This is a genomic window from Methylomicrobium album BG8 (assembly GCF_000214275.2).
In the GTDB taxonomy this organism is placed as follows: Bacteria; Pseudomonadota; Gammaproteobacteria; order Methylococcales; family Methylomonadaceae; genus Methylomicrobium; species Methylomicrobium agile.
Map to the genome: position 1 here is coordinate 2100626 of NZ_CM001475.1, position 26061 is coordinate 2126686.

A 26061-nucleotide genomic window follows, 5' to 3' on the forward strand; every position below is an offset into this window, starting at 1 on the left:
TGGAAAGCTGTGTAGTTTGCGCTTTTACCGGCAGGCCGCGCGGATGCATGATGCCTCGGTATGGATCCGGTTACGCCCCATCGACTTGGCTGTGTAAAGCGATTGATCGGCTTTCTGAAGCAGGGTGTCGAGATGCGCGTAGCGTTCGTCGAGTCCGGCGATCCCGATCGAAACGGTAAAATACAAAGCCTGCCCGTTTTCCAGGAGCACGAACACTTCTTCCGTTATTTTTCGCAGCCGTTCGGCTACGCCGATGGCCTCCGCGACGCAGGTTTCCGGCAGCATGATGACAAACTCCTCTCCCCCCAGGCGCCCGATCAGATCCGATTCGCGCAGAATCGACAGGCAAAGCGTGCTGAACGCCTGCAAGACCTTGTCGCCGGCCCGATGGCCGTGGTTGTCGTTGATCTGTTTGAAATGATCCAGATCGAGCATTAGGAGCGCCAAGGCGCTGCCGTAGCGCAGGGTGCGCGCCAGCTCGGTTTCGGCCTGCTGCATGAAATGTCGGCGATTGGACAGGCCGGTGAGATAATCGGTCTGCGCCATCTGCTCGTAATTGCGTTGCAGCAGTTTGCGTTCGGTGATGTTTTCGATCACCGTGACGAAGCAATGAGTGTCGGTGTCGGCATGGTAGGCCGAGACGGAAAACCAGAGATTGAGCGGAGACATGAAAATCTCGAATTTCTCGGGAGGGCCGCCTGCCGCAACGCGCCCGTAAATTTCGAAGACTTCCGGGTTGGACGCTTTGATGCCCGGCACGACTTCGGTTATCTTTTTGCCGGTCACGGCCGACAAGCCGGTCAAGGTTTCGAATGCCGGATTCACTTCGATGTACTGGATATCGTCGGGTTGACCGTTGCGGTAAAGCATCCGGCAAAACGCAAAGCCTTCAACCATGTTCCCGAACAGCGAACGGTAGCGCGTTTCGCTGATGCGCAAGTTTGCCTCGATCGTTTTGCGTTCATCGATTTCTTCCGAAAGGGCTCGGTTGACCTCGTGCAATTGATGCTGCGCCGATGCGAGGCGCCGGTTCAATTGCATCAGGTAATAGGCGGCGGCCAGGATCAAGGCGATAACGGCCAGGGCGAACGCCAGCACCGGGACGACCCAGGCGGGTAAATGTTTGGGGGACCTGGCGCTGTAGATAAATCCGTCGAGAAAATCGTCCGATCTGACCAAGCCGGCTTTCACGAAGGCGTCGGCCATATGCTGCCATCGTTCCGGATTCATATGACCGATTTCGATCAGATCCGGGAAGATCAGTTTGCGCATCTCCGCCGCCTCGAATTCGAGATGCGCCCGCGTTTTGTCGACCGGGTAGCGGCGGATCAGCAAATCGATGATCTCGTCCGGATGATCCATCGCGTAGCGCCAGCCTTTCAGTGTGGTGCGAAGCATCTTTTCGACGCGTTCGGGGCGGCTGCGTAATTCTTTCTCGGAAGTGAAAAAAATGTCGCTGTAAAAATCGACCCGATAATTGCCGGGGGCGATGACATTGTAAGGAATGCCGCGCTGCTTCAGGAAAAACGGTTCGTTGCTCGAATAGGCATTGAAAGCGTCCGCTTTGCGGGTTATCAAATCGTCGATTCGATAACTGCTCGGAATAATGTCGATTTGAGAAAGCGGAATCCCTTCATTCACGAACATGGTCAGGAAATCGGCATCTTCGGTCCGATTCATCAGCATCACCTTTTTTCCGGCCAAGTCATGTACCGAATCGATGCCCGAATCCTTGCGCACCAGCAGTATCGACGGCGAGTGCTGAAAAATGGCCGCCAGTGCAACCAGCGGCTCGCCCCGCAGTCTTTGGAAAAGGACTTCGCTGTTGCCTTCGGCATATTGGGCGCGCCCGGACAGGACTTCCTGCACGGGTTGATGCGCGGGATCGCCGGGATGCAGCCGGACTTCCAGTCCTTCCTCGCGGTAAAAGCCTTTTTCGACGGCGGCATAGTAACCGGCAAACTGGAATTGATGGTGCCAGCGCAGTTGAATATCGATGATGTCCTGTTGCGGAGCCGGGAAGGCAAACACGGGGACTGTACTGCATAAAGCCGAGAGGATAAACGAAAAAGCGCGAATAGGGTTCATGGCTTGTGATTTTTGCCGTTAAAAATATCGGCGATCGAAAACGCTTACTTGTGAATATAGTTCAGATGTCGAAAGATGGAAACTTTTCCGAGAAAGCGGTCACAATTTTGCTATTTGGCCGGGAAGGCCATGAAGGTTAAAGACCGTTCGCGGGACGTTTCCGGGAACGGCATCCCATCTCAGGGTGCTTTATAAATCCACTCAAAGCGATTATTCTTAACGATAGCGCCGGTCGGTATCGGAAGCGGAAGACAAGCGCGCATCGATGACTTTTGAACCTCACAGCTCAAGGATTTCATGAATATTCAAACCACTCCCGATAAAAAACTGTTTGTGCTCGATACAAATGTGCTGATGCATGATCCCGCCTGTATTTTCAGATTTCAGGAGCATGACATTTTCATTCCGATGATCGTTTTGGAAGAACTGGACCGGGCCAAAAGAGGCATGACCGAAGTGGCGCGCAACGTGCGCCAGGCCAGCCGTTTTCTCGACGAGCTGATCCGGGACGTGAATCCCGAGCATATCAAGGACGGATTGCCGTTATCGCGTCTGGAGGCGAACGGCGGGGGAGGCGGCGTGATCGGCAGGGCCGGCCGTTTGTATTTCCAGACCAGCATCATGAGCGAACTGTTGCCCGAAACCATGCCGGGCAGTCTTGCCGATAATTCGATTCTGAGCGTGGTGCTGGCGCTGACCCGACAATTGCCCGGGATCAAAGTGATCCTGGTCTCGAAAGACATCAACATGCGCCTCAAGGCGGCGACGCTGGAACTGCCGGCCGAGGATTACCACAACGACCAGGTGCTCGACGATATCGAACTGTTGTACAGCGGCGCGATGGCGCTCGAAGACGATTTCTGGGACCGGTACGGCAGCAAGATGGATTCGTGGCAGGAAAAGGGCAGAACCTTTTATAAACTTGAAAATCCGCTGGTCGCGGAATGGTATCCGAACCAGTACCTGTACATGGAAGACGACTCGAATTTCGAGGCGATCGTGCGTTCCTGCGACGGCCGCGCCGCGATCCTGGAACTGGCACGGGATTACCGGACTAAGCACAACAGCGTCTGGGGCATCGCCGCGAAGAACCGCGAGCAGAACTTCGCCTTCAATGTCCTGCTCGATCCAGACATCGATTTCGTGACGCTGCTCGGCACGGCCGGCACCGGCAAAACCTTGCTGGCGCTCGCGGCCGGCTTGACGTTGACGATGGAACACAAACTCTATAACGAAATCATCATGACGCGCGAAACGGTGCCGATTGGCGAGGATATCGGCTTTCTGCCCGGTACCGAGGAAGAAAAAATGGCGCCGTGGATGGGGGCGCTGATGGACAATCTCGAACTGCTGGGCAACCGGTCCGGCAATACCGAATGGGAGCAGGGGGCAACGCAGAATCTGCTGATGAACCGGGTCAAGATCCGTTCGTTGAATTTCATGCGCGGCCGGACTTTTCTGAACCGCTATCTGATCATCGACGAGGCCCAGAACCTGACCTCCAAGCAGTTGAAAACACTGATCACCCGCGCCGGCCCCGGCACCAAGATCATCTGTATCGGCAACCTTTCACAGATCGATACGCCTTATTTGACCGCGACGACCTCGGGGCTCACCTATGTGGTGGACCGTTTCAAGCGCTGGGAACACGCGGCGCATATCACCCTGCGCCGCGGCGAGCGCTCGCGTTTGGCGGATTTTGGGTCGGACTATTTATAGGGCAGTAAAACGGACTGTCGTGATTCGGATCGCCCAGCCGGGGCCAGGCCGACAGCACCGCTTTGACTACGGTGGCCAGGGGAATCGCGAAAAATACCCCCCAAAAGCCCCATAGGCCGCCGAAAAACAGGATCGCCACGATGATCGCAATCGCATGCAGATTGACCGCCTCGGAGAACAGGATCGGTACCAGCAGGACGCCGTCGAGGGCCTGGATGATCGCATAGGCGACCGCGACGTACACGAATGCGTCGCTGCCCCAGCCCCATTGAAAATAGGCGACGCCGAGCACCGGGAAGGTGACCAGTGTCGCCCCGACATAGGGAATGATGACCTGCAGGCCCATGAACACCGCCAGCAGCATCGCATAGTTCAGGTCGAGAAAGCGGAAAGTGATGAAGCTGGACGCCCAAAGGATAAACACTTCGGCAAACTTGCCGCGAATATAGTTGCCGATCTGAATGTCGACTTCTTCCCAGACGCGCGCGGTCAGATACCGGTCGCTCGGGATGAATTGCAGAAACCAGTCGATCAGCAGTTTTTTGTCTTTCAGAAAGAAAAACACCATCATCGGCACCAGGAACAGATAGACGATCGCGCTGGCCACGCTGACCAGCGACGCGGCCGACACCGACAGCATGTTCTGCCCGTAGGACCACACCTCCCGCTGCAGTATCTGCATGATTTCCTGAATACGGCTTTGCGAGATCAGTTTCGGATACAGTTTCGGCAGCTGCAGGATGCTCATTTCGAGCCGGTACACCATCGCGGGAATCTGCTGGACAAACTCGACGGCTTGCTGCGATACGATCGGCAGCAGATAAAAACACAAAAAAACGACGCCGGTCATGAAGATCGAGAATACCAGATAGACACTCGTCCATCTCGGCAGGCCCGCCGCTTCGGCTTTCGCCACGATTCCCTCCAGGAGGTAAGCCAGCACGACCGAAGCGAACACCGGCATCAGCAGGCCGGACAGCGAATAGATCAGTACCGAAATCATGATCAGTATCAATGCCAGCGAAACGGCCTGCGCATTGGGCAGGATCCGGTTGACGAAAGAGCGAAGGACGAGTGCGATAACGGTTCGGTTCGGGTTTGCCGCAGGCATGACGGGTGAATTTTTGTTTGAATAATCCTTATTCTAACGCTATTCTGAAACGGGAACGCTAGGAACTTTTATGCGCATTCACAATCATTATTGTTGGATGGAAGCAACTTCTCTGAACCGGGGGCTCATCATTCCCGCAGGATGGGCGGAAATGACGGTTGTTTTACATTCGATCTTCAAGACAAGGGTTCGGATTGTAGTTGCCGCCTTGTCTGCCGTTCCGTTTATCCCGGCATCCGGCCGGGTCGAAGGTATATGAAAAAGATTGTCTCGATCCTCTCCTTGATCACTCTCCTGCTGTCCGGCTGTATGCCTTCCATTTACCCTTCCGGCGCCAAAACGACCGTGGCTCGTCTCGATACGCTGGCTTTCATTACCGAAGACGGCGCGCGCTTGCCGCTTCGGAGCTGGCTGCCCCAAGGCGAACCCAAAGCGGTGATCATCGCGGTACACGGTTTCAACGACTACAGCCGTTTTTTCGACCAGCCGGCCCGCTATTTCAGCGAACACGGCATCGCCAGTTTTGCCTATGACCAGCGCGGCTTCGGCGCCGCGCCGAAGCGCGGACTGTGGGCCGGCTCCGCCTCCTATGCGGACGATCTGTTGACGCTGGCGCGCCTGGTTAAGGAACGCTATCCCAGAAGTCCGATATTCCTGCTTGGCGAAAGCATGGGCGGCGCAGTGGTGATGACCGCGGCCAAACACGATACCACCGAGCTTGTCGACGGGATTATTCTGGCCGCGCCTGCGCTCTGGGCGCGCAAGACGATGCCCTGGTACCAGAACAGCCTGTTGTGGATACTCGCCCATACGACGCCCTGGTTGAGGCTGACCGGCAAAGGCGTCGTGAAGGTGACGCCGTCGGACAATATCGAAATGCTCCGCGAATTGGGCCGCGATCCCTGGGTGATCAAGGGAGCCCGCGTCGAAACGCTGTACGGCCTGGCCAACTTGATGGATCTGGCGTTCAACAGCGCCGATTCGCTGACTGAAGATACGCTGCTGTTGTATGGGGAAAAAGACGATATCATTCCCAAAAAGCCCACTTACGCCTTTCTGCAACGGTTTCTGAAGCATAAGAAGAATCCCTCCGGCGAAAAAGAAAAAACCGTCGCGTTTTATCAGCAAGGCTATCATATGCTGCTCAGGGATTTGCAGGCAGACAAAACCTGGCAGGATATCGCCGCCTGGATAGATTCCCGCAAGGTCCATTTGCCGTCCGGCGCCGACCGGCGCGCCGAAATCGTGCTGAAGCCGGTATTGACTTCGTTCAATTGAGGAGGCACCGAAAGCCTCGCCGGGCTTTCAGCGTCCGGCCGGCCTTTTTCGTTTCATTCATGAGGGGTTCATCGAAGGCTTGCTAATGTCACGGTTTCTGATGCCGGCCTGCCTGAACTGGGTATAATAGCCGATTCATATAACGGACGCATTTATCCCATCACTGCTTAAAAAGGCCATGACACACAGATCGACCAGGCGAAGTGCCCGGTACAATAAGAATCCCCAAAGCAGAAAATCTACATCCCATTGGTTTAGAAACAGCTTTATCATCCTGATCGGCCTCGGTGCCTTCTTTCTTTTCACCTACTTGGGTTATCTCGATTACCACGTACGCGCCCAGTTCGAAGGCAAACGCTGGGCGATTCCCGCGCGCGTCTATGGCAATCCTGTCGAACTGTATGCCGGCTACGGGATCAGTGCGGAAAAATTCGAGAATCTGCTGGAGATGCTGCATTACCGGAAAGATTCGGAGCTGGCGGCGGAAGGCACTTATTTTCGCAATGGCGGGCGGATTTCGGTCAAAACCCGCACCTTCACCTTTTGGGACCAGCCGGAACCGCAGCCCGGCGTGGCGATGCGGGTCGATTTTTCCGAAATCGGGATCGCGGGCATTACCGATCTGGCCAATGAACAAAGCCTGGCGATCGTCCGAATGGATCCGGTCCAGATCGGCAGCTTTTATCCGACCATCAAGGAAGACCGGATACTGATCAAGCTCGAAGAAGCGCCGGATAGGCTGATCAAAGGCCTGCTCGCGTCGGAAGACAGGGATTTTTATAATCACTTCGGAATTTCCATGCGCGGCATCCTGCGGGCGATGCTCGCAAATATCCAGGCCGGCGACATGGTGCAGGGCGGCAGCACGATCACCCAGCAGCTGGTCAAAAACTTCTATCTGACGTCCGAACGCAAACTGACCCGCAAGATCAAGGAAGCGCTGATGGCGCTGATCCTGGAGTACCGTTACGGCAAGAACGAGATTCTCGAAGCGTACCTGAACGAAATCTATCTGGGCCAGGACGGCGCCAGCGCGGTGCACGGCTTTGGGCTGGCCAGCCAGTTTTATTTTGGTGCTCCGTTGAAGGATCTGTCGCTGGAACAACTGGCTTCGCTGGTGGCGCTGGTGCGCGGGCCGTCCGAGTACAATCCCCGCCGTTTTCCCGATCGGGCGCTGCAGCGCCGCAATCTGGTGCTCGACGAAATGGCCGCGCAGGAATACATCACGCCGGAAGAAGCTGCCGCCGCGAAGGCGCGGCCGTTGGCGGTGATCGCGAATACGCATCGTTCGGCGAACCGCTATCCGGCCTTTCTGGATCTGGTCAAGCGCCAACTGAAGCAGGACTACCATGAAGAGGATCTGACTTCCGAGGGTCTGCGGATCTTTACCACGCTGGATACGCAAATTCAGGATAAGCTTGAAGAGACGACCAAGCGCAAGCTGCCGCAACTGGAAAAACTGTCCAGGGTCAAAGCGCTCGAGTCGGCCGTCGTGGTCACGCGCCGGGACAGCGGCGAAATCGCGGCGCTGGCGGGCGGGCGGGACGATTCTTCCGCCGGCTTCAACCGGGCGCTGGATGCGGTGCGGCCGATCGGCTCGCTGATCAAGCCGGTGATCTACCTGACCGCGCTGCAGAACCCGAGAAGATACACGATCACCACGCCGGTCAACGACAGCGCGATCTTCATCAAGGGCGACCACGGCAACGACTGGAGTCCGAAGAATTACGACCATAAGGAGCACGGCACGATCGGGCTGCATACCGCGCTTGCCAAATCGTACAATCTGGCGACCGTTCGGGTCGGCATGGATATCGGCATCGGGCGGGTCGCGAAAACGCTGAAAGATTTGGGCGTGAACCGCCAGGTCGACTTGTATCCCTCCTTCCTGCTGGGTGCGGCGCAACTGACCCCGCTCGAAGTGGCCCAGATGTACCAGACGCTTGCCGGCGACGGTTTCCTGACCCCGATCAAGGCGATCAAGGCGGTCGTTTCCGCGGCGGGAGAAAAGCTGCAAAGCTATCCGTACACGGTCCGGCAGACGGTCGATCCGTCCGCTACTTACATTCTGAACACCATGATGCAGGAAGTGATGCATTCGGGCACCGGTTCCGCGGCGTATTCGGTTTTCCCGCAGAATTACGGCCTGGTCGGCAAAACCGGTACGACCAACGATGCGAAGGACAGCTGGTTCGCCGGCTTTACCGGTGATTATCTTTCGGTGGTCTGGGTCGGGCGCGACGATAACAAACCGGCCGGCTTGACCGGAGCGACCGGCGCGCTGCCGGTCTGGACCGCGCTCATGCGGCAGATTTCGAGGCAACCCGTGAGTCTGACGCCGCCCGACAATATCAAAATGGTGAGGATCGATCCTTATTCCGGCTTGGTCGCCGGGGCGGATTGTCCGTACGGCAAGGGTTATCCGTATGTCGCGGGGTCCGAGCCGACCGCCTATTCGGCCTGCGGCAATCCGGTCATCGAACAGGATCGGCCGTGGTTTGAGGAATTTTTTCCTCAAAGTAACTAATCAGGAGTTTTAATGAATCGACAAATATGGCTGGGCTTTATCCTATTACTATCGGCTTTTGTCAGTTTGCCGCTGCAGGCGGACGACTCGCCGGTACGGCAGTTAAAAGCCTTCCTGACCGCTTCCAGGTCGCTGTCGGCCGATTTCAAGCAGGTCCTGCTGAACGAGCAGGGGCTGCCGGTCAAGACCAGTTTCGGCGTTTTTTACCTGCAGCGGCCGGGCAAATTCCGCTGGGATTACCAGAAGCCCTTTTCCCAGCAGATCGTCGCCGACAAAGGCAAGGTCTGGTTCTACGACAAGGATCTGGACCAGGTTACCGTCAAAAAGCTCGACCAATCGCTCGGTTCGACGCCGGCGCTGCTCTTGAGCGGCGAAGTGTCTCTGGAAGACAATTTCATCATCGAAGGCCAGGGCAAGGAAGGCGACATGCAGTGGATCAAGCTGTCGCCGAAAAGCGAGGAAACGACCTTCAAATACATCCTGATCGGTTTGACCAAGGGCTCCCTCGGCGGCATGGAGCTCAGCGATAATTTCGGCCAGTTGACCCGTATCTATTTTTCGAACGTGCTGATCAATCCGCCGCTCAAGCAGAATTTGTTCCAGTTTGAAGTGCCGAAGGGTGCGGATGTGTTCGAGGAATAATCGGAGCGGCAAGGTGCGGAACGCAAGGAAAACGCAAAATGTCCGATGATTTGACGAGACCTTTGGCCGACAGAATGCGGCCGCAAAGCCTGGACGAGTATGCGGGACAGAAGCATATCCTCAAGCCGGGCAAGCCCCTCTATGAAAGCATCATGGCGGGACGCCTGCATTCGATGATTTTCTGGGGGCCGCCCGGCGCGGGCAAAACCACGCTGGCGCGGCTGATCGCCCGCCATGCCGACGCCGAATTCGCGCCGGTCTCGGCGGTGCTCGCCGGCGTGAAAGAAATCCGCGCGGCGGTCGCCGAGGCGCAGTTTCTGCTCCAGCAACAGCAGCACCGGACGATTTTATTCGTCGACGAGGTGCACCGGTTCAACAAGGCGCAGCAGGATGCGTTTTTGCCGCACGTCGAGGACGGGACGGTCTATTTCATCGGCGCGACGACCGAAAACCCGTCGTTTGCATTGAACAATGCGTTATTGTCCAGGGCCCGCGTGTACGTGCTGAACCCTTTGACCGCGGAAGATTTGTCGGCGGTGGCGGAACGCGCCCTGACCGACCGGGAGCGCGGCCTGGGGCGATTGGAAATTGCGATGGATGCGGAAATCCGGGGGCAATTCGTGCAGGCCGCCGACGGCGATGCGCGCAGGCTGCTGAACCTGCTCGAACTGGCCGTCGAACTGGCCGCCGCCAACGACGAGAAAACCATCGGCGAAGCGCTGGCGTGCGAAGTGCTGAGCGGCGGCGTCCGGCGCTTCGACAAGCAGGGCGAGGAGTTTTACAATCAGATTTCAGCCCTGCACAAGTCGGTGCGCGGCAGCGCGCCGGATGCGGCGCTGTACTGGCTGTGCCGGATGCTCGACGCGGGCTGCGACCTGGCCTATATCGCCCGCCGGATCGTCCGGATGGCCTCCGAGGACATCGGCAATGCCGATCCCCGCGGTCTGCAGATCGCTCTGGATGCCTGGCAGGCGCAGGAGCGCCTGGGCAGTCCCGAAGGCGAGCTGGCGCTGGCGCAGGCGGTCGTTTATCTGGCCTGCGCGCCGAAAAGCAATGCGGTGTACCGGGCCTACAATGCCGCGATGCAGGATGCGAAGCGCAGCGGCAGCCTGGGCGTGCCGGTGCATCTGCGCAATGCGCCCACCAAACTGATGCAGGCGCTGGATTACGGCAAGGCGTATCGCTACGCGCACGACGAACCCGAAGCTTATGCTGCGGGCGAGAACTATTTTCCCGACGAACTCCGGGGAACTACCTATTATCAGCCGGTGGGCAGGGGCCTGGAAATCAAAATCGCCGAAAAGCTGAAACATCTGCAGGCGCTCGACGAGCGGTCCCGGCGCTGAGGGACGAAAATCTTCGGTAAAACTTGTCGCTCTTGTAGGGCGGATTCGCCGCCAGGCAATCCGCCGCGCTTGGAGGGCTTATTGGCGTTTTGCTATCGCGAAAACGCCCTACAGCTCTGCAGGCGCTCGACGAGCGGTCCCGGCGCTGAGGGACGAAAATCTTCGGTAAAGCTTGTCGCTTTTGTAGGGCGGATTCGCCGCCAGGCAATCCGCCGCGCTTGGAGGACTTATTGGCGTTTTGCTATCGCGAAAACGCCCTACAGTTCTGCAGGCGCTCGACGAGCGGTCCCGGCGCTGAGGGACGAAAATCCTCGGTAAAGCTTGTCGCTTTTGTAGGGCGGATTCGCCGCCAGGCAATCCGCCGCGCTTGGAGGACTTATTGGCGTTTTGCTATCGCGAAAACGCCCTACAGCTCTGCAGCGCTCGACGAACGGTCCCGGCACTGAGGGGCGAAAATCTTCGGTAAAACTTGTCGCTTTTGTAGGGCGGATTCGCCGCTAGGCAATCCGCCGCGCTTTGAAGGGGATTGGCGTTTTGCTGTCGCAAAAACGCCCTACAACGCTGCTATTCATAACGCTTGACGTGGAAGGTAAAGCTTATATTTTCAGCAATCGAAGTGGAGCAGCTTATTTTCCGCCATCTTCCGGTATGACGCATTGTGCAGTTTTACCCAGAGATTCATCACGAAATAGCCGTAGGGCATTTTCGGCCCCCGGTCGGAATAGGTGATTTGGTGATAGCGGCTTTTGGCGTTGAGATGATGGCCGATGTGATTCGACAGGCCGATCAGCGCATAGCGAGACAACCATGAGCCTGTGACCCAGCCATAGGTTCTGCCGAACCGGCCTTCGCCGAGCCCCCAGTGCTGGAAATAATTGACGGCTTCCAGGATCCGGACCGCGGCGAATGCCTGGTAAAGAAACAGCAGCGCGGCCAGCCAGCCGTAATGCGCAACGATCCCGATGACGAATGCGCATTCGACCGCCAAACCGTGCAGCACCTGATGCTTCAACAGTCCGGCCTGCCAGAAACGCCGCCCGATGCCGAGCCGCTCCCGTTCCGATCGCCAGGCATAGTTAAAATAACCTTTGAAAACCCGGCGCCAGTAAGCGGCAAAACTTTCGCCGAAATGTGCCGTGGCGATATCTTCCGGCATGCCGAGATGGTGATGATGGCCGCGTTGATGCGCGATCACGAAATGATCGTAACAGACGCTGTACAGCAAAAGATGTCCCAATACGCGCTGCAGCTTCGAATCGCGGTGGATCAGTTCGTGCGCGACGACGATGCCCGATGTGCCCGAACTGGTGCCGACCAAAAAACGGACCAGAAGCAGATTGATCAGATTAGCGCCGAAATCGCCGGCCTCTCCCCAGGACAGCTTCGACACGAATTCGAGCATCAGGACGATGTTGAGGCATTGCAGCAGGGCCAGCCCATACAGAATCCCGTCATAGTACAGCTCCGGCATTTTTTTGTCCGGATGGCTCGGCCAATCGGGCGTTTTCCAGTCCAACAGCAGCATCAGCCAGAAGGGCAGCGTCCAGGCCAATGCCGTTGCCGGGGGGTGAGGCCCGCCCAGTAAAAACACAAAACTGCCGAGCGGCAAGATGAAAGCGAGCAGATACCCGAAACAGCTAGGCATTTTGGCCGGAGCGGCGGACAAAAAAGTGCCGGCCGCTACACCGGCCTTGGAATGGCTTGCATAAATAACGAACGGCCAGCGCGATTTTGAAGGTCCGCCCGGCCGTCGCCAGCGAACAGTAGCCGCGGTAAATCCGGCGCCAGTGGGCGTTTTTGGCGGTTTCGCCCTGGCCGGTGGCAATTTGATCCAAATAATGCCGGATTGCGTTTCCGGCAAGCGCCGCATGCCCCGACGCCAGATTATCGATCGAGGTATGCACTTTCACGATCTTCGGATCGATGCCCCAAAACTCCAGTTCCTCGGCCAGTCGCAGGTAAATCCTACCGAGGCCGCTCAGTTCGATCGCCAGGTTCAGGCCCAGAAGTTCCGGCAGAAAACTGGCCGGAAACTGCGAAATAGCCAGCAGATACGCCGGAATGTCGAAGGCGCTGTCGATAAAACCGGGATGATGGCAGAAGGCCGGATCGTGAATCGGCGGCAGATCGATGTGCAGGCTGTCGAGCAGGCGCCGGTAAATGACCGGATGGTTCTGCGCTTCGGTCCCGTTACCGGTTTCGTCGTCGTAGATTTTGGATAAGGACGCGCCGATGGCTGCATACGCAGTGAATTCGAGGCGGCTTGCATGCTGTAGCCAGCAGCCGTCGGCCAAAATCGCCGGCGCCAGCTGTTCGATGCCCCAGACATAGGCTCGCCTGGACAGACGGGGCTTTTCTGCCAACGGTTCGTAAGCCTGCATCTCGCGCCGATAAAGCGTATCGATATGGTTCGTAAAGGCCTGGTGCGTGTAGTTTGCGAACGGCAAGCGGCTGAACCGGCCCGCTGCACGCAGCACGCGTTCGACGAGGCGGCGGGCGGCGGGCAATACGTCTGGATAAAGCTCGGCATTGACCAGATAATAATAGAGTTCGCGCCGGTTCATGTTGCCGAATGCGGGCGTATCGTCTCCGCCTTCCGCCGGCAGCCAGTCCGTTTCGGGCGGAGTTTCGCCGGGGCAGGGCACTTCTTCGAAGCCGGCATCTTCTCCGCTTAGCCAGTATTTCAGACAATCCCTATCGGCTTCGGTCAATACGCCGAACATCGGTCCTTCGAACTCGAAAAGCTTCAGCAAGGGGCTGGCGGCGGGATTTTGCCGGTTGATGTAGGCCGATCGGTGCAAGGCGGCAAGAAACCCCTTGCCATCGAAAGGCTGTTCGGCGAACCAGTCGTCCAGCGAGCGTCCTTCCAGCCTGACATGACGGTGGTGCCCGCAGGCGCCCTGGGCTTTCTCCGTAAACATCTTTGCCGCTGCCTGCGCGGCGGTTTCGGGATTTTCCAGGCGGTCGCGCAGCCGACGCTCGCATCGTTCGAAATGCTTCCGGTAGAGATCGAATCCAGCCGTTATGCGTTGCCAGAGCGTAGTCTTGCCGCTCTCGAACCGGGCCAGGTAATCCCGGATCGCATCGATTGCAATAGGCTTTGCCGATGGCAATCGATTCCGCCTGCGTTGCAGATAAATCGTTAATTCCGGAGGATCGTTCGCCAATCCTTCGAGCAGGCTCCGCGAATCGCACCACGCAACCGTAAAGCCGAGAATTTCGGGAAAAAAGACGCGTGGAAATTGCCCAAGCGCCAGTTGCAGCGCCGCGAAATCGAAAAACCGGGAATCGATCGTTTCGTTCCGGGCAAAAGCACTGCTGCAGGGATCGGGAATTTCCAGGCCGGCGTTCAAGAGCAACGCTTGAAACGCTTTGTCCGACGCAGCCATCGCGCCGGACGAGGCATACACGGCCGACAGGGCAATCGCGGCCGGCGCTTGATTCGTCGCAGTCTGCAGGATGTTCCGCAGCCAGCACGGTTCGGTCAGCAGCACCGGTTGAACCTGGACCAGGGCATCTCGCAGTTGGGCGAGTGTGGCTGTTATTGGCGGAAAGGTCGATTCTTGCAATGTCAACGCCTGTAAAATACTCTCGCTATCCCATCTGGAAGGCAATCCGGTTGAATCGGACGATGTCTTTCCGGCCTGGCGGCTTTCGATAAAATGATAGGCGAAAGGGTACAGCGCGGGCTCTTCACCATCCTGGATCAGTGCATGGAACAGTGTTCTCCCGTTTTGGCGGTATTGCCGCGCCGTCCGGTAAACCGCCTTCGAAAAGGCCGGCTTCAGATGAAGAGCGAAAGGGTCGGCGGGCTCATGCATCGCGGGGCTTGCCGATCAGATAGTCGTTGACGACCAGGATGTCCAGCCCGGTAGTCAGAAACAGCGCGATCGCGTCCTCGAGCGAATGTGCCAGCGGTTTTCCCATCACGTTGAAGCTGGTGTTCAGCAGCACCGGAACGCCGGTCACTTGCCGGAAGCAGTCGATCAGCCGGTAAAAACGCGGGTTCCATTCCTGCTTGACCGTTTGCAGGCGTCCGGTGCCGTCCACGTGGCAGACGGCAGCAATCCGCCCGCGCATCGTTTCGCGAATTTTCAGGGTTTTGTCCATATACGGCGACTCCTGGTAATGTTCGAAATAGTCGGTGCCGAACTCATGCAGAATGGACGGTGCGAACGGACGAAAGGTTTCGCGGAATTTGATTTTTTCGTTGATCAGGTCCTGCGTTTCGGCAAAGCGCGGGTCGGCCAGGATCGAACGGTTGCCGAGCGCGCGCGGCCCGAATTCGGCGCGTCCTTGCAGCCAGCCGACCAGTCTTCCTTCGGCCAGCCGTTGGGCGGCCGCTTCGCAGATCGACTCCGGCAGATGCTCGATCGTCAGCGAGCGGTTGAAGCGCAGCAGGCGGTCGATCGCCTCCTCGGCGATTACCGAACCGGTGTAGGGCGTTTGTATCGCCTTCGGTGAGGGAGGCGCCGGATGCGCGTCATGATGCGCCAGCCAGGCCGCGCCGAGCGCGCAGCCGTCGTCGGCCGGGGCGGAAGGCACATAAACTTGCCTGAACGGGGTTTCCTGGGTGATCCGGCCGTTATTCGAGGAGTTCAGCGCGCAGCCGCCGGCCAACGCCAGATTGTCGGACTGGGTGACATGCTGCAGATGGGTCAGCAGCCGGTTCACCGTCTCCGCAAAAAATCGCTGGCCGGTAAAGGCCAGATCGGCGGCCAGTTCGATGGGATCCTGCTGCTTGTGCTTGAAGACGTCTAGCCGGTCGATCCGGTCGAAAATTTTCTTGCCCTGATGCCGTGCCTCGAAGCCGTCGAGCGTAATCGTCGATTGCAGCAGCGCATACAGTGCTTCGTTCAGGCGGCCGTAAGGCGCCAGACCCATTACCTTCCATTCCTCGCCTTTCAGCCAGTCGAAGCCGCATAGTTCGGTGATCTTCATGTAATACAGGCCGAGGCTTGCGGTACCTGCGCCGCGGGCCTCGTAAAGTGGCTCCAGCCTGCCGTCCCGGTACCGGTAAAACGCCATCGCGCCGCGTTCGCCGAACGAGTCGATCACCGCGCAGGCGGCTTCCTCGAACGGGCTGCCGTAGCAGGCGGCCGCGGCATGCGTCAGATGATGGTCGTAGTTGGCGAAGCGGATTTTGCAGTGCGGATAGCGTTCGCGGAGGATCCGGACCAGATTCAGGCCGGCGCGGCGGATGCTGTTGTGCTGGCAGGCCATCATGTGGTGCAGCTGATAATTGCCGAGCGGCGAACGCAGCCGTTTGATGCCGTCTTTCAGCAGGCCCGGCGCCGACAGCAGGCCGAGCCGCGACATCAGCGATTCGTAGAGCGGCCGCCGTTTGCGCCAGTTGCTGGCGACCGTGATTGCGCCCGGATCGGGGCAATAGGTTTCGAGCAGCTCCGGTATCCGGAACAACTGGTCCGGCTCGGCGTTCAACGCGCGCTTGTTCTGCAGAAAGCGTTCGGTCGCTTCGGCGAACAGCACATCGCCCGCCGCGTCGACAATCGCCAGCGCCGAGTCGTGATAAGTGACCGACAAGCCGATACAATAGGTTTTCATTCCGCTCCAGGCATGATTCGGGTGGATGTTTTATCGTTGTTATCGAGGGCTCCAACCGATCGAGATCATCGATCCCGGCGATCAGTGATGTATATACCATAATGGCGCGAGGAATCCAGATTAAAATCGGGAATTCCCGAGGAACGGGATGGAATATTTTGTAATTTGCTGTTTTAAAATCGGAATTTCCCGTTTCGACGGCGAACGGGAGGAAGAGGAGGGTTTGTGTTGCGAGGTGGACGCTTGAGCCGGGGACGGGCTCAAGGGCTCTCGGCCAACCGGCGAACGGACGCCTGCAAATTGGCGCGCGCCCGAGCTTCATAACGGCGGCGGAAGCGCTCCGTCGAGAAAATATGCGGCCGGTCCAGCAGGCGGGCCAGAAACTCGGCGCGCCCGGCTCTAAAGTCAGCTTCGGGAACCCAGGCATATTCCTGCCGGATTTGCGCTTCGTACTGGAAGAAGCGCCCGGCGTCGGCGCTCAGGATGCCCAGGTCGGCGTCAGTCACGGCCTCAGCATCGTTCCCCTCGGGTTCTGCATTGTGGCGGGTGGTTATGATCAGCCGGGCGATACGCCGGGCCGTAGGTTCCGCAACGCCCAGTGAGCGGGCCGAATCGGCCGCCCAAGCCGCGCTTAGCGCTTCATTGTCCGTGCGATGCGGGTCGTAAACGGCGTCGTGGAACCACAGCGCCAGCTCGGACTCCGGTTTATGCGAAAGATACGGCGCCAACTCGGACAAATGGCCGAAACACTCCGCCAGATGCCGCAGCGTATGGTAATGCCGATGCGGCTCGCAGTAACGCCGCGTCAAATCGGCATGCAGCCGTTCGAGCTCGGGGCTGCGGGGAACTCCGAGGGCTGCCCAGGCTTCAAACCAGCGCTCAACCAGAAACATGGTCTTATAATGTGTCCTATAAGTTATCGATAAATTTATGTCTATCTTTCCCGTTGCCGATTCAGCTTGCAACAAAAATATAAAAAATAGCCCCTTTGTCATTGCCCGGTCAACGGCTAGATTCGGGACATTATCCGGATCGGAGTTACGTTATTTGGCGCTATAATGGCTCATCTTTATCAGCTCTGAAAGCGACTTAATTTCCCCCCGCGCATGTACCCTCAAGGCGTCAAAAAAATCATTACTTCCCGGCCATTGGTTCAACCGCATCTGCCTATGGACGGCCTGCATCCGATATTGGAGCGCATCTTTTTGGCGCGGGGCGTCGCCTCGCCCGACGATCTGGACCGTTCGCTGGCCAAATTGCCGCCGCCCTGGCTTTTGTCGGGCATTGAGAAGATGGTGGAGCAGCTGATCACGGCGCTGGAACAGGACCAAAAAATCGTGATCGTGGCCGATTTCGACGCGGACGGCGCGACCAGCTGCGCGGTGGCGATCAAGGGCCTGCAACTGTTCGGCGCCCGGCGCGTCGGCTTCGTGGTGCCCAACCGCTTCGAGTACGGCTATGGATTGACGCCCGAGATCGTCGAGCTGGTCAAGCGGAGACAGCCCGACCTGATCCTTACGGTCGATAACGGCATTTCCAGCATCGACGGAGTCCTGGCGGCGAAACAGGCCGGCATCAAGGTGCTGGTCACCGATCATCATTTGCCGGGGAGCGAGCTGCCGGCCGCCGAGGCGATCGTGAATCCGAACCTGCCCGATGACAAATTTCCGAGCCGCGCGCTGGCCGGGGTCGGGGTCATGTTTTATTGCCTGTTGGCGCTCAGAAGCCGGCTCCGGGAAACCGGCTGGTTTCAGGCCAAGGGATTGCCCGACCCGAATCTCGGCCAGTTGCTCGATTATGTGGCGCTGGGAACGGTTGCCGATGTAGTCGAGCTGGACCGGATCAACCGGATATTGGTGCATCAAGGGTTGCTCAGGATTCGGATGGGCAAGGCGCATCCCGGTATTCAGGCGTTGGTCGACGTTTCCGGCCGCAAACCGGCCACGCTCCAGGCCGCCGATCTGGGGTTCGCGCTCGGGCCGCGTTTGAATGCGGCCGGCCGCCTGGACGATATGACGCTGGGGATTCAGTGCCTGCTCAGCGACGATCCGGAGGAAGCCAGGCAGATGGCCCTGCAGCTGGACGACCTGAACAACGGCCGCAAGGAAATCGAAGGCCAGATGAAGCACGAGGCGCTGACGCTGCTGAAAGAGATGCGGGCGCTCGACGAGCGCCATTTGCCTGCCGGCGTGTGCCTGTTCGACCCCAATTGGCATCAGGGCGTGATCGGGATTCTGGCGTCCCGGATCAAGGACCGCCTGCACCGGCCGGTCATCGCGTTCGCGCCGGCAGGCAAGGATCAGATCAAAGGCTCGGCCCGCTCGATTCCGGGGGTGCATATCCGCGACGTGCTCAGCGACATCGCGGCCGCGCATCCGAAGTTGCTCAGCAAATTCGGCGGCCACGCGATGGCGGCCGGAATGAGTATTGCGATGCACGATTATCCGCCGTTCGCGCTGGCGTTCGATGAAATGGTGCGTAAACGCCTGGACGAGGTCGATCTGGAGCAGAAAGTGCTTTCGGACGGCGAACTTAGCGAACAGGAAATGACGGTCGAATTCGCCGAACTGCTGCAGAACGCCGCGACCTGGGGACAGGGCTTTCCGGAACCGGTTTTCCAGGGCGAGTTCGAGGTCGTACAGGCTAGCATCGTCGGCCAGAAGCATCTGAAGCTGGTGTTGAGAAACGCCAATGGCCTATTGATCGATGCGATCGCGTTTTTTATCGATCACCCCGAACGATGGCTCGGCCTTCGCGCCTGCCGGGCGGCCTACAAGCTCGACATCAACGAATTCAGGAGCAACCGCAATGTGCAGTTGATCGTGCAGTATCTCGAAAAAACGTTGTAACCCTTTGAAGGCTGTCCGGTACTGTTGCGGGAGCGGGGTAAACGAAAAGCCGGAGATGGAAGATTTTTGTAAAAAAGTCCGAATTTGAGCCAACGTCTTGAAAAGCTGGCTATACTGAGTCGGACATTCACCGCCTGACGACCTTTGATCATAGCCTCTTGCCGGTTCGGCACGGCCTATGTCCCGCTTACCCGTAGAAGATGATCCAAATCATTGCGCCCAGCTTGTATGTTCTCTCCGGCCTCTGCATTTATGCCGGTCTGATTCATTTTTCCGTGGGTTTCAGCCGGCCCTTCAATGCCGCTCAGATCGCATTCGGCTCGGCGAGTTGGGTCGTATCGCTGGTCGCCTTATTTGAATGCCGGTCGTTAAAAGCCGAAAATCTCGATGAATGCATTACGGCTCTCAAATGGAGCCTCGGTCTCAGCATCGTATTTTTCATGATTTTCCTTTGGTTTATCGCGCTCTTTTCCAACAGCCGGCCGCTGCGATTTCTGAAAGGGTTGACCCTGCTCTACGTTTTATTGTTATGGGTGAATGTAAGCCAGCCTTTCGGTTTGTTATACGACCGGATCGAGGGTTTCAAAACTTTGCATTCGAGATGGGGAGAAGCGGTTGCCCTGGTGGTAGGTCAGCCGGGGCGATGGTTTTATTTCGGCATGGTTACGGTGATGGCGAGCTTTGGCTATGTGCTGCATGCGCTGAGCGATTTTTACCGTCATAGCGGACATCGCAATCTCTTGGGTATGATCGCCGCCGTCGGCTTTTTCATGATGTTCCTGACCGAAGGGCTTATGGTGAGGTTGTTCGCCATCGATTTTGTCCCTTTGCGGTCTTATGGCTATTTGGGCCTGATGATTGCGATGAGCCTGATTCTCAACCGCGAATATTCACAACATTTGAAAGAAAATGAAAAGAGGCTGCGCGGGCTTTACGAGTTGTCGCCGCTCGGCATCGCCCTGACCGACATGAAGGGCCGTTTTATCGAATTCAACGAAGCTTTTCGCCGCATGTGCGGTTATTCGGCGGACGAACTCAAGAACCTGGATTACTGGACGCTGACGCCGCCGGAATACGAATCGCAGGAAGCGGAGCAGTTGGAGTCGCTGTTCCGCGTCGGCTACTACGGACCGTACGAGAAAGAATACCGGAATAAAAACGGCCAGCGCATTCCTCTCCGTCTAAACGGCATGCTGGTATCCGGGCCTCATGGGCAGCGCTATATCTGGTCGATTACGGAGGACATCTCCCAATGGCGTCAAGCCTTAAAAGCTTTAAGCGAAAGCGAAGAGCGCTATCGGCTCATCGTCGAGACCAGCAATGAGGGCATTTGCTCGATCGACCGGCGTTTTCGCATCGTTCTCGTCAACTCGGCCATGACTTCGATGCTGGGTTATGCGCCCGAACAGATGCTCGGACGGCTGTTGGAGGAATTTGTTTTTGAGGCGGACATTCCGCATTTTCGGCGCGAAATGCGGCAAAGAAGCCAAGGAGAAAGCACCTATTACGAGCTGCGGCTATGCCGCCGGGACAGTAAAGTCCGTTGGTGTTCGATTGCCGGTTCCGCATTGACGGACAGCGACGGCAACTTTGCCGGCGCATTCGCCATGTTCACCGATATCACGGACCGCAGACTCGCCGCCGAAGAGATGGAGCTCGCCACTCTGGTATATCAAGCCAGCAGCCAAGCGATGATGGTAACCGACGCGGATAACCGCATCATTACCGTCAACCCCGCCTTCACCGAAATTACGGGCTACGGCTTCGAGGAGGTTTTGGGTAAACAGCCGGACTTTCTCTTTTCGGTTTCCCATGACGGCACTTTCGCTCGGGAGATGGATGGGGCGATTTCCATTTCCGGCAAATGGCAAGGAGAGGTCTGGAGCCGCCGCAAGGGGGGTGAAATCTATCCTGCGCGGTTGATCGCCGATACGATTTGCCGGGATGAAGGTTCGACGTACCGCCGGGTAGCGCTGTTTTCCGACATTACCGAAGAGAAAAAGAGCGAAGAGCTTATCTGGCGCCAGGCCAATTTCGATTTTTTGACGAATCTGCCGAACCGGCGAATGGTCCATGATCGGTTGATGGAAGAAATCAAGCGGGCGCGCCGGGATAACAGGCGATTTGCGGTGCTGTTGATCGATCTGGACCGTTTCAAAGACGTCAACGATACGTTGGGGCACGAGGTCGGCGATTCGCTGCTTCAGGAAGCGGCGGAGCGTATGGCCGAATGCGTGCGGGAATCCGACATTACCGGGCGTCTGGGCGGGGATGAATTCATCATCGTTCTGGACGATTTGCAGGATGTCGGCAATGTCGGCCGGGTTGCCAATGGTCTTCTCGATAAACTGGCGATGCCTTACCGGCTGAAGAACGAGTTGGCCTATGTTTCGGCCAGTATCGGCATCACTTTCTATCCCGACGATGCCCGGGACATTACGACGTTGCTTAAAAACGCCGACCAAGCCATGTATGCGGCCAAACGCCAAGGACGCAATCGTTTTCATTATTACACGCCGGCCATGCAGGAGGTGTCCAATGCCCGCATGCGGTTGACCAACGACCTGTACAGCGCCTTGGCAAACGATCAGTTTATTTTGCACTACCAACCCATCGTGGATTTGGAAACCGGCCTTATTCAGAAGGCCGAGGCGCTGATTCGCTGGCAGCATCCCCAGAGGGGACTGGTGAGTCCGTCCGACTTTATACCGATTGCCGAAGACACCGGCCAGATCATCGGAATAGGCAATTGGGTGTGCCGCCAGGCGGCTGCCCAAGTGGCGCGGTGGCGCGCCATCCATTATCCGGCGTTTCAGGTCAGCGTCAACATGTCTCCCGCCCAGTTCAGGGCGAATGCCGACAGCCGGGTCCCTTGCTTCAATGCTTTGGCGGAAGCCGATTTGCCGGGCCAAAGTATCGTTGTCGAAATCACCGAGAATCTGCTGATGGAAGCCCGGGAGGAAATCAGCAGCCAATTGCTGGTCTTCAGGGACATGGGGATACAGGTGGCGCTGGATGACTTTGGGACAGGCTATTCGTCGCTTTCCTATCTGAAAAAGTTCGATATCGATTATCTCAAGATCGACCAGTCCTTCGTGCGCAATCTCGCTTCCGGGGCCAGCGATCTGGCGCTTTGCGAAGCGATGATCGGCATGGCTCACAAGTTGGGCATTCAGGTGATCGCCGAAGGCATCGAAACTCAAGACCAGTACGCGATACTCAAAAAGATGGGCTGCGATTACGGGCAGGGCTACTTTTTTTCGAAACCCCTTCCCGCCGATCGGTTCGAGGCCCTGTTAGCGAAGCATCCGGCATTATGCCCGGCCGTTTCGGAGCCGACGATTTCGTAAATCGCCGTGCTTTGGCGTTTTTCAGCGCGCCGCGTTTTTGATCCAGGCACGGATTTCCGCCACCACCCAGCCGCTGTCGTCGACCGTCAAGTCATGCCCGCCCCAGGGATGGGTATGGAATTCGAGCTGCCATTTGCGGGCAATGGCTTCGGAGCACTGCGGATCGACCAGTCGATCGCCGCGGCTGTTCAATAGCAAGATCGGCGGCTTCGGCTTGATGTCTCCGGGGCAATAAGTCGCGGCCGCCATCAACTGGCGGAAAGCGGTTCCGGCGCCGACCGGGCGCGCTTTTTGAATCGCGATCCAGTCGGCGGCGGTTTGCGGATAGCGGTCTTCGCGGTTGCTGAGCAATTCGAGCAGCGCCGGTTCTCTTTTTTCGACATCCCGATTCCCGGCCGCGGCGAACAGTCTGCCGTAATTTTGCCAGCGCAGGCGCCGGTAAAAAGGGCTCAAACCGCCCAGGCTGGTACTGATCAGGATCCCGCCGCCGATTTCCTGAGGATGCGTGAGCATCCACTCCCAGGCGACCATGCCGCCCAGCGAAACGGCGATCAACACGGCCGGTTCATTGAGAGAATTCTGTTCGAGCGCCTGCATTCGGACTTTTTCCAGAATGCCGCGGATCGAGGCCGGCGAAGTTTCTCGAAATAAAAGGCCTGCGCCGGGCAAATCGAGCAAAGTCAGTCGTGCGTTCGGAAACGCGGCCTGCAACTGCGGCACGAAATCCCCCCAGTGCGCCGATTCGCGGGTCAGGCCGCGCAGCAAAATGAAAGGGGGGGCAGTCGGTTCAGGCATACCACAGCTCCATCGCTTTCCGGGTGTATTGGTGTTTTTGCCGTTCGCCCAGGGCTGTCCAGCCCGCCGGGTAGAGCAGGCTGCGATGCAGGAAATCGAACAGCAGGAAGTGACGCCGATAGATGCGCTGCTGGCGGTGCGGCAGGATCGGATGGAACAGGCCGTGGCGCGAAAACAGATGCAAAGGGTTTTTGCGCAGCCAGAGCCAGGACCCCATTTCGAGCGTCAGCGGCAGAAACAGCCGCGCTTCCTGTGCCTGTTCGGCGAAGCGGTCGAACAGATAATCCCATAAATCGCCGTTGATCAGGTATTCGGTGCAGGTCGGTTCGATTTTGTAAATATGGTAAGGGTAGCAGCGGTCGAGGTTTTCCTTTAGCGCCAGCATTTCGGCCAAATGGCCGAACGGGGTCTTGCGCGAAGCATAGGGAAACCATAAGCGGTCACGAATGCCGAAACCCGAATGAAGATCCAGCGCGATCGATAGCTTCGAGCCGAACAAGTGTTTTTCGACCACGCGGCACAAGGCCAGCGCTTCCTTCTCCATTTCGAGTTCGCTGCCGCGGTACCAGGGAAGGCGGGGGCTGATGCGCTGTCCGCAATACAGCCGGGTGGCGCCTTCGGCTTCGACAGGCGCGTTGCGCATCAGATCGACGCCGTTGCCGTTCGCTCGCGTGCCGAGATACACGCCGACTGGATTGACTAGAGGCATGAAGACCAGGCGCGATTTCTGCAGTCGTGCGGCGAATTCTTCGTCCCAGTCGAGCAGGCCGGTGATCGTTTGGATGAATGACAGGATCACTTCCGAGCCGATTTTTTCGAGGCCGTGCACGCCGCCGAAAAATGCCAGCGCCGGCGCCTCCGGCCGGCTCGAACCGAGCGTGATGCAGTGAATCGGGAATTGGTGCCCCTCGTAAGGAATGCGCTCGACGATTTCGCACTGCGCGCGGTTGCCGAGTCGTTCGATGAGGCGTTCGAGCCTGTCGAGTTCCGGTAAGACAAAATCCGCCATCCAATTATCGTTATTTCCGTGATGAATTAAGCGCTGTTCCGCCGTTGAGGCGGGTGCGGGGTGAGATGCGGCCGATTGTACTCAATCTTTTCCGGGAAAGACAGCAGGTTAGGCTTCGGGCGAATTACTTTCGGTTACAAGACCTGCCAGGTCTATGATTCCTGAAGAGAAGCCGCTAAGCCGTCAATTTGCCTTCTGATTTTCCGGCTTGCGGGAGTTAAAACGCCGACAGGCTCATCGGCCCGCAAAGCTTCCCGGATCAGGCTTCTGGCTTCGCGGCTGATGCCGTTGCGGGTTTTGTCTTCGCTCTCGATCGCCGGCAGAAAATCGAGTTTGACGTCGATTTTTTCGAGCGCCAGCATCTTGAACAAATGGGCGACGAATGTTTCGTCGCCGACAAACGGTGCGCTTTTCCCGGCGGCGTTCAAATAACGGATGGCCGCGGGTTGGATCGCGGCATGGGTCAACAGGGCGGGTTGAAACAGCGACGCATGAAAATCCAGGACTTCGTTGCCGTCGGTGGTCGTGCCTTCGGGAAAAACCAGCATATTGCCGTTCCGGCGCAATTGCCAGGCCATTTTTTCGGTGGTCTGCAGGATCTGCTTCCTGTCGCCCCGGCGGATAAACACGGTGCCGGCCTGCCGCGACAGATAGCCGATGACCGGCCAGCCGGCGATATCGTCCTTGGCGGCGAAACAACCGGGCACATGCCCGCCCAGGACGATGATGTCCAGCCAGGAGACGTGGTTGCTGACGACCAGCACCGGGTGCCTGGCAAGGCTGCCGCTCCTGTCGACCCGCAGGTTCAGGATGCGGCCGAACCGCTGCAGCCAGCGGAGTTTGACCGCATCCCTGATTTGTCTGGCTCCGGCGGGCGGGCGAACCAGCCCGATGACCGGAAACAGGCCTGCGGCGATCAGAAAGCCGGCCGTAAACAGCAGCATGAGCCCGGCCGCTTTAGAGTAGAGCCGAAGTTTCGCTTTCATTGGCGCTCTGGCCGTTTCTCAGATAGTGCTTGCTGTAACGCTGCTCCAGCTGTTCGAGCGGCAGCAGCATCAGAAGATCCATGCAGTTGAAGCTTTCGTCCCAAAACGGTTCGGCACAGACCAAAGCGCCGAAACGCAGATAGGCTTTCAGCAGCGGCGGAATGCCCGACTCGTCGCGCTGGCAGCGCAAACGCGCCGGCACCGGGACGGCCGGGACGGTTTTCAAGGATGCCGGTGCGATATTTTTCCGGTCGATATGCCGAAAGACCGCATCCACCGCATATCCGCTCGGGCCCGGCGTGATGCTGGCGCAGCCCAGCAGGTAGCGATAACCGCCTTCGCTCGCATACTGTGCGAGCGCCGACCACAGGGTCGTCAGCACCGCGCCGCCGCGATAATCGGGGTCGACGCAGGTACGGCCGATTTCGAGGAACCGGCCGGGCAGCGCCAGAATCGGGCTCAGGTCGAATTCATCCTGAGAATAAAAGCGGCCGAGCGATTGCGCCTGTTCATGATTCAACAGGCGCGTATAGCCGGCGATCTTGTTTTTCTGGTTGTCGTAAACGATCAGGTGATCGCAGTACGTATCGATTTCGTCATAATCCAGTTCTTCGGCGGCGGACTTGAGCCGGGCGCCCATTTCCCGCGCGAAAACGCGGTAGCGAAGCGCTTGCGCGGCTTTAATCATCGCTTCCGAGTCCGCAATGAAACTGCTGAAGCGTTTGGCGGCGGGTTGGCAAGTCTCCTGATCGAGATTTTTCATCGGCTTTGCTCGGGGTATTAAAAGATGCCGATA

At 57.8% G+C, this 26061-nt stretch carries 17 protein-coding genes; 7 read left to right on the forward strand and 10 right to left on the reverse strand.

The annotated features are described in order from the left end of the window. Positions 1-24: 24 nt before the first annotated feature. On the reverse strand, positions 25-2088 hold the full coding sequence (locus METAL_RS19930) for a diguanylate cyclase (protein WP_005371648.1): 2064 nt from the start codon (positions 2086-2088) through the stop codon (positions 25-27). Between the two features lie 297 nt (positions 2089-2385). On the opposite strand from METAL_RS19930, the gene METAL_RS09085 reads away from it, so the two are divergent. Beyond that, a complete protein-coding gene (locus METAL_RS09085; RefSeq protein ID WP_005371650.1) occupies positions 2386-3807 on the forward strand; it encodes a PhoH family protein in 1422 nt (473 codons plus the stop codon). Here the strand turns inward: METAL_RS09085 and METAL_RS09090 are convergent. After that, entirely contained in the window at positions 3749-4918 is a 1170-nt protein-coding gene (locus METAL_RS09090) for an AI-2E family transporter (RefSeq protein WP_005371653.1), read from the reverse strand. The genes METAL_RS09085 and METAL_RS09090 overlap by 59 nt on opposite strands. Before the next feature lie 255 nt (positions 4919-5173). Between METAL_RS09090 and METAL_RS09095 the strand changes: the two genes are divergently transcribed. The 4 genes from METAL_RS09095 to METAL_RS09110 all read left to right on the forward strand — a co-directional run bounded on the left by METAL_RS09095 (position 5174) and on the right by METAL_RS09110 (position 10711). Then, a complete protein-coding gene (locus METAL_RS09095; protein WP_005371656.1) occupies positions 5174-6196 on the forward strand; it encodes an alpha/beta hydrolase in 1023 nt (340 codons plus the stop codon). Between the two features lie 178 nt (positions 6197-6374). Next, a complete protein-coding gene (mrcB, locus tag METAL_RS09100; RefSeq protein WP_005371659.1) occupies positions 6375-8723 on the forward strand; it encodes a penicillin-binding protein 1B in 2349 nt (782 codons plus the stop codon). Between the two features lie 12 nt (positions 8724-8735). Next, a complete protein-coding gene (lolA, locus tag METAL_RS09105) occupies positions 8736-9365 on the forward strand; it encodes an outer membrane lipoprotein periplasmic chaperone LolA (protein ID WP_005371661.1) in 630 nt (209 codons plus the stop codon). 38 nt (positions 9366-9403) lie between these two features. After that, positions 9404-10711 carry a replication-associated recombination protein A gene (locus METAL_RS09110; protein WP_005371664.1) on the forward strand — a complete coding sequence of 436 codons (1308 nt, stop codon included), beginning with the start codon at positions 9404-9406 and terminating at the stop codon, positions 10709-10711. Positions 10712-11315: 604 nt separating this feature from the next. Here the strand turns inward: METAL_RS09110 and METAL_RS09115 are convergent. The 4 genes from METAL_RS09115 to METAL_RS09130 form a co-directional block, all read right to left on the reverse strand. Further along, positions 11316-12356: a fatty acid desaturase gene (locus METAL_RS09115; RefSeq protein ID WP_005371667.1), complete on the reverse strand. Its 1041-nt coding sequence runs from the start codon at positions 12354-12356 to the stop codon at positions 11316-11318. Next, positions 12349-14532, reverse strand: coding sequence for an iron-containing redox enzyme family protein (locus tag METAL_RS09120; protein ID WP_005371670.1), 2184 nt, complete (start codon positions 14530-14532; stop codon positions 12349-12351). Before METAL_RS09120 ends, METAL_RS09115 begins: the two co-directional genes overlap by 8 nt. Next, positions 14525-16276: a carbamoyltransferase family protein gene (locus METAL_RS09125; RefSeq protein WP_005371672.1), complete on the reverse strand. Its 1752-nt coding sequence runs from the start codon at positions 16274-16276 to the stop codon at positions 14525-14527. Before METAL_RS09125 ends, METAL_RS09120 begins: the two co-directional genes overlap by 8 nt. A 260-nt stretch (positions 16277-16536) precedes the next feature. Further along, positions 16537-17169, reverse strand: a complete 633-nt coding sequence (locus METAL_RS09130) for an HD domain-containing protein (protein ID WP_005371675.1) — start codon at positions 17167-17169, stop codon at positions 16537-16539. Positions 17170-17382: 213 nt separating this feature from the next. Between METAL_RS09130 and recJ the strand changes: the two genes are divergently transcribed. After that, on the forward strand, positions 17383-19125 hold the full coding sequence (gene recJ / locus METAL_RS09135; RefSeq protein WP_005371676.1) for a single-stranded-DNA-specific exonuclease RecJ: 1743 nt from the start codon (positions 17383-17385) through the stop codon (positions 19123-19125). 200 nt (positions 19126-19325) lie between these two features. Further along, entirely contained in the window at positions 19326-22475 is a 3150-nt protein-coding gene (locus tag METAL_RS19935; RefSeq protein WP_005371678.1) for a sensor domain-containing protein, read from the forward strand. Between the two features lie 21 nt (positions 22476-22496). Here the strand turns inward: METAL_RS19935 and METAL_RS09145 are convergent, their stop codons facing one another. The 4 genes from METAL_RS09145 to METAL_RS09160 all read right to left on the reverse strand — a co-directional run bounded on the left by METAL_RS09145 (position 22497) and on the right by METAL_RS09160 (position 26028). Further along, positions 22497-23270 carry an alpha/beta fold hydrolase gene (locus METAL_RS09145; RefSeq protein WP_005371679.1) on the reverse strand — a complete coding sequence of 258 codons (774 nt, stop codon included), beginning with the start codon at positions 23268-23270 and terminating at the stop codon, positions 22497-22499. Beyond that, the gene (locus METAL_RS09150) at positions 23263-24279 is read right to left on the reverse strand and encodes a M14 family zinc carboxypeptidase (RefSeq protein ID WP_005371681.1); all 1017 of its coding nucleotides are present in this window, start codon (positions 24277-24279) and stop codon (positions 23263-23265) included. Before METAL_RS09150 ends, METAL_RS09145 begins: the two co-directional genes overlap by 8 nt. A 152-nt stretch (positions 24280-24431) precedes the next feature. After that, entirely contained in the window at positions 24432-25265 is an 834-nt protein-coding gene (locus METAL_RS09155) for a lysophospholipid acyltransferase family protein (RefSeq protein ID WP_005371683.1), read from the reverse strand. After that, on the reverse strand, positions 25237-26028 hold the full coding sequence (locus tag METAL_RS09160) for a GNAT family N-acetyltransferase (protein WP_005371686.1): 792 nt from the start codon (positions 26026-26028) through the stop codon (positions 25237-25239). The genes METAL_RS09155 and METAL_RS09160 overlap by 29 nt, the downstream gene beginning before the upstream one ends. Positions 26029-26061: the final 33 nt, after the last annotated feature.

Excerpts from the sequence above, each read along its gene's own strand:
- METAL_RS09155 (WP_005371683.1), bottom strand. The coding sequence starts at position 25,265 with ATGAAAGCGAAACTTCGGCTCTACTCTAAAGCGGCCGGGCTCATGCTG.
- METAL_RS09125 (WP_005371672.1), bottom strand. The coding sequence starts at position 16,276 with ATGAAAACCTATTGTATCGGCTTGTCGGTCACTTATCACGACTCGGCG.
- METAL_RS09095 (WP_005371656.1), top strand. The coding sequence starts at position 5,174 with ATGAAAAAGATTGTCTCGATCCTCTCCTTGATCACTCTCCTGCTGTCC.
- METAL_RS09110 (WP_005371664.1), top strand. The coding sequence starts at position 9,404 with ATGTCCGATGATTTGACGAGACCTTTGGCCGACAGAATGCGGCCGCAA.
- METAL_RS09150 (WP_005371681.1), bottom strand. The coding sequence starts at position 24,279 with ATGGCGGATTTTGTCTTACCGGAACTCGACAGGCTCGAACGCCTCATC.
- METAL_RS09085 (WP_005371650.1), top strand. The coding sequence starts at position 2,386 with ATGAATATTCAAACCACTCCCGATAAAAAACTGTTTGTGCTCGATACA.
- METAL_RS09090 (WP_005371653.1), bottom strand. The coding sequence starts at position 4,918 with ATGCCTGCGGCAAACCCGAACCGAACCGTTATCGCACTCGTCCTTCGC.
- recJ (WP_005371676.1), top strand. The coding sequence starts at position 17,383 with ATGTACCCTCAAGGCGTCAAAAAAATCATTACTTCCCGGCCATTGGTT.
- METAL_RS19930 (WP_005371648.1), bottom strand. The coding sequence starts at position 2,088 with ATGAACCCTATTCGCGCTTTTTCGTTTATCCTCTCGGCTTTATGCAGT.
- METAL_RS09160 (WP_005371686.1), bottom strand. The coding sequence starts at position 26,028 with ATGAAAAATCTCGATCAGGAGACTTGCCAACCCGCCGCCAAACGCTTC.
- METAL_RS09130 (WP_005371675.1), bottom strand. The coding sequence starts at position 17,169 with ATGTTTCTGGTTGAGCGCTGGTTTGAAGCCTGGGCAGCCCTCGGAGTT.
- mrcB (WP_005371659.1), top strand. The coding sequence starts at position 6,375 with ATGACACACAGATCGACCAGGCGAAGTGCCCGGTACAATAAGAATCCC.
- METAL_RS09145 (WP_005371679.1), bottom strand. The coding sequence starts at position 23,270 with ATGCCTGAACCGACTGCCCCCCCTTTCATTTTGCTGCGCGGCCTGACC.
- METAL_RS09115 (WP_005371667.1), bottom strand. The coding sequence starts at position 12,356 with ATGCCTAGCTGTTTCGGGTATCTGCTCGCTTTCATCTTGCCGCTCGGC.
- METAL_RS09120 (WP_005371670.1), bottom strand. The coding sequence starts at position 14,532 with ATGCATGAGCCCGCCGACCCTTTCGCTCTTCATCTGAAGCCGGCCTTT.
- lolA (WP_005371661.1), top strand. The coding sequence starts at position 8,736 with ATGAATCGACAAATATGGCTGGGCTTTATCCTATTACTATCGGCTTTT.
- METAL_RS19935 (WP_005371678.1), top strand. The coding sequence starts at position 19,326 with ATGATCCAAATCATTGCGCCCAGCTTGTATGTTCTCTCCGGCCTCTGC.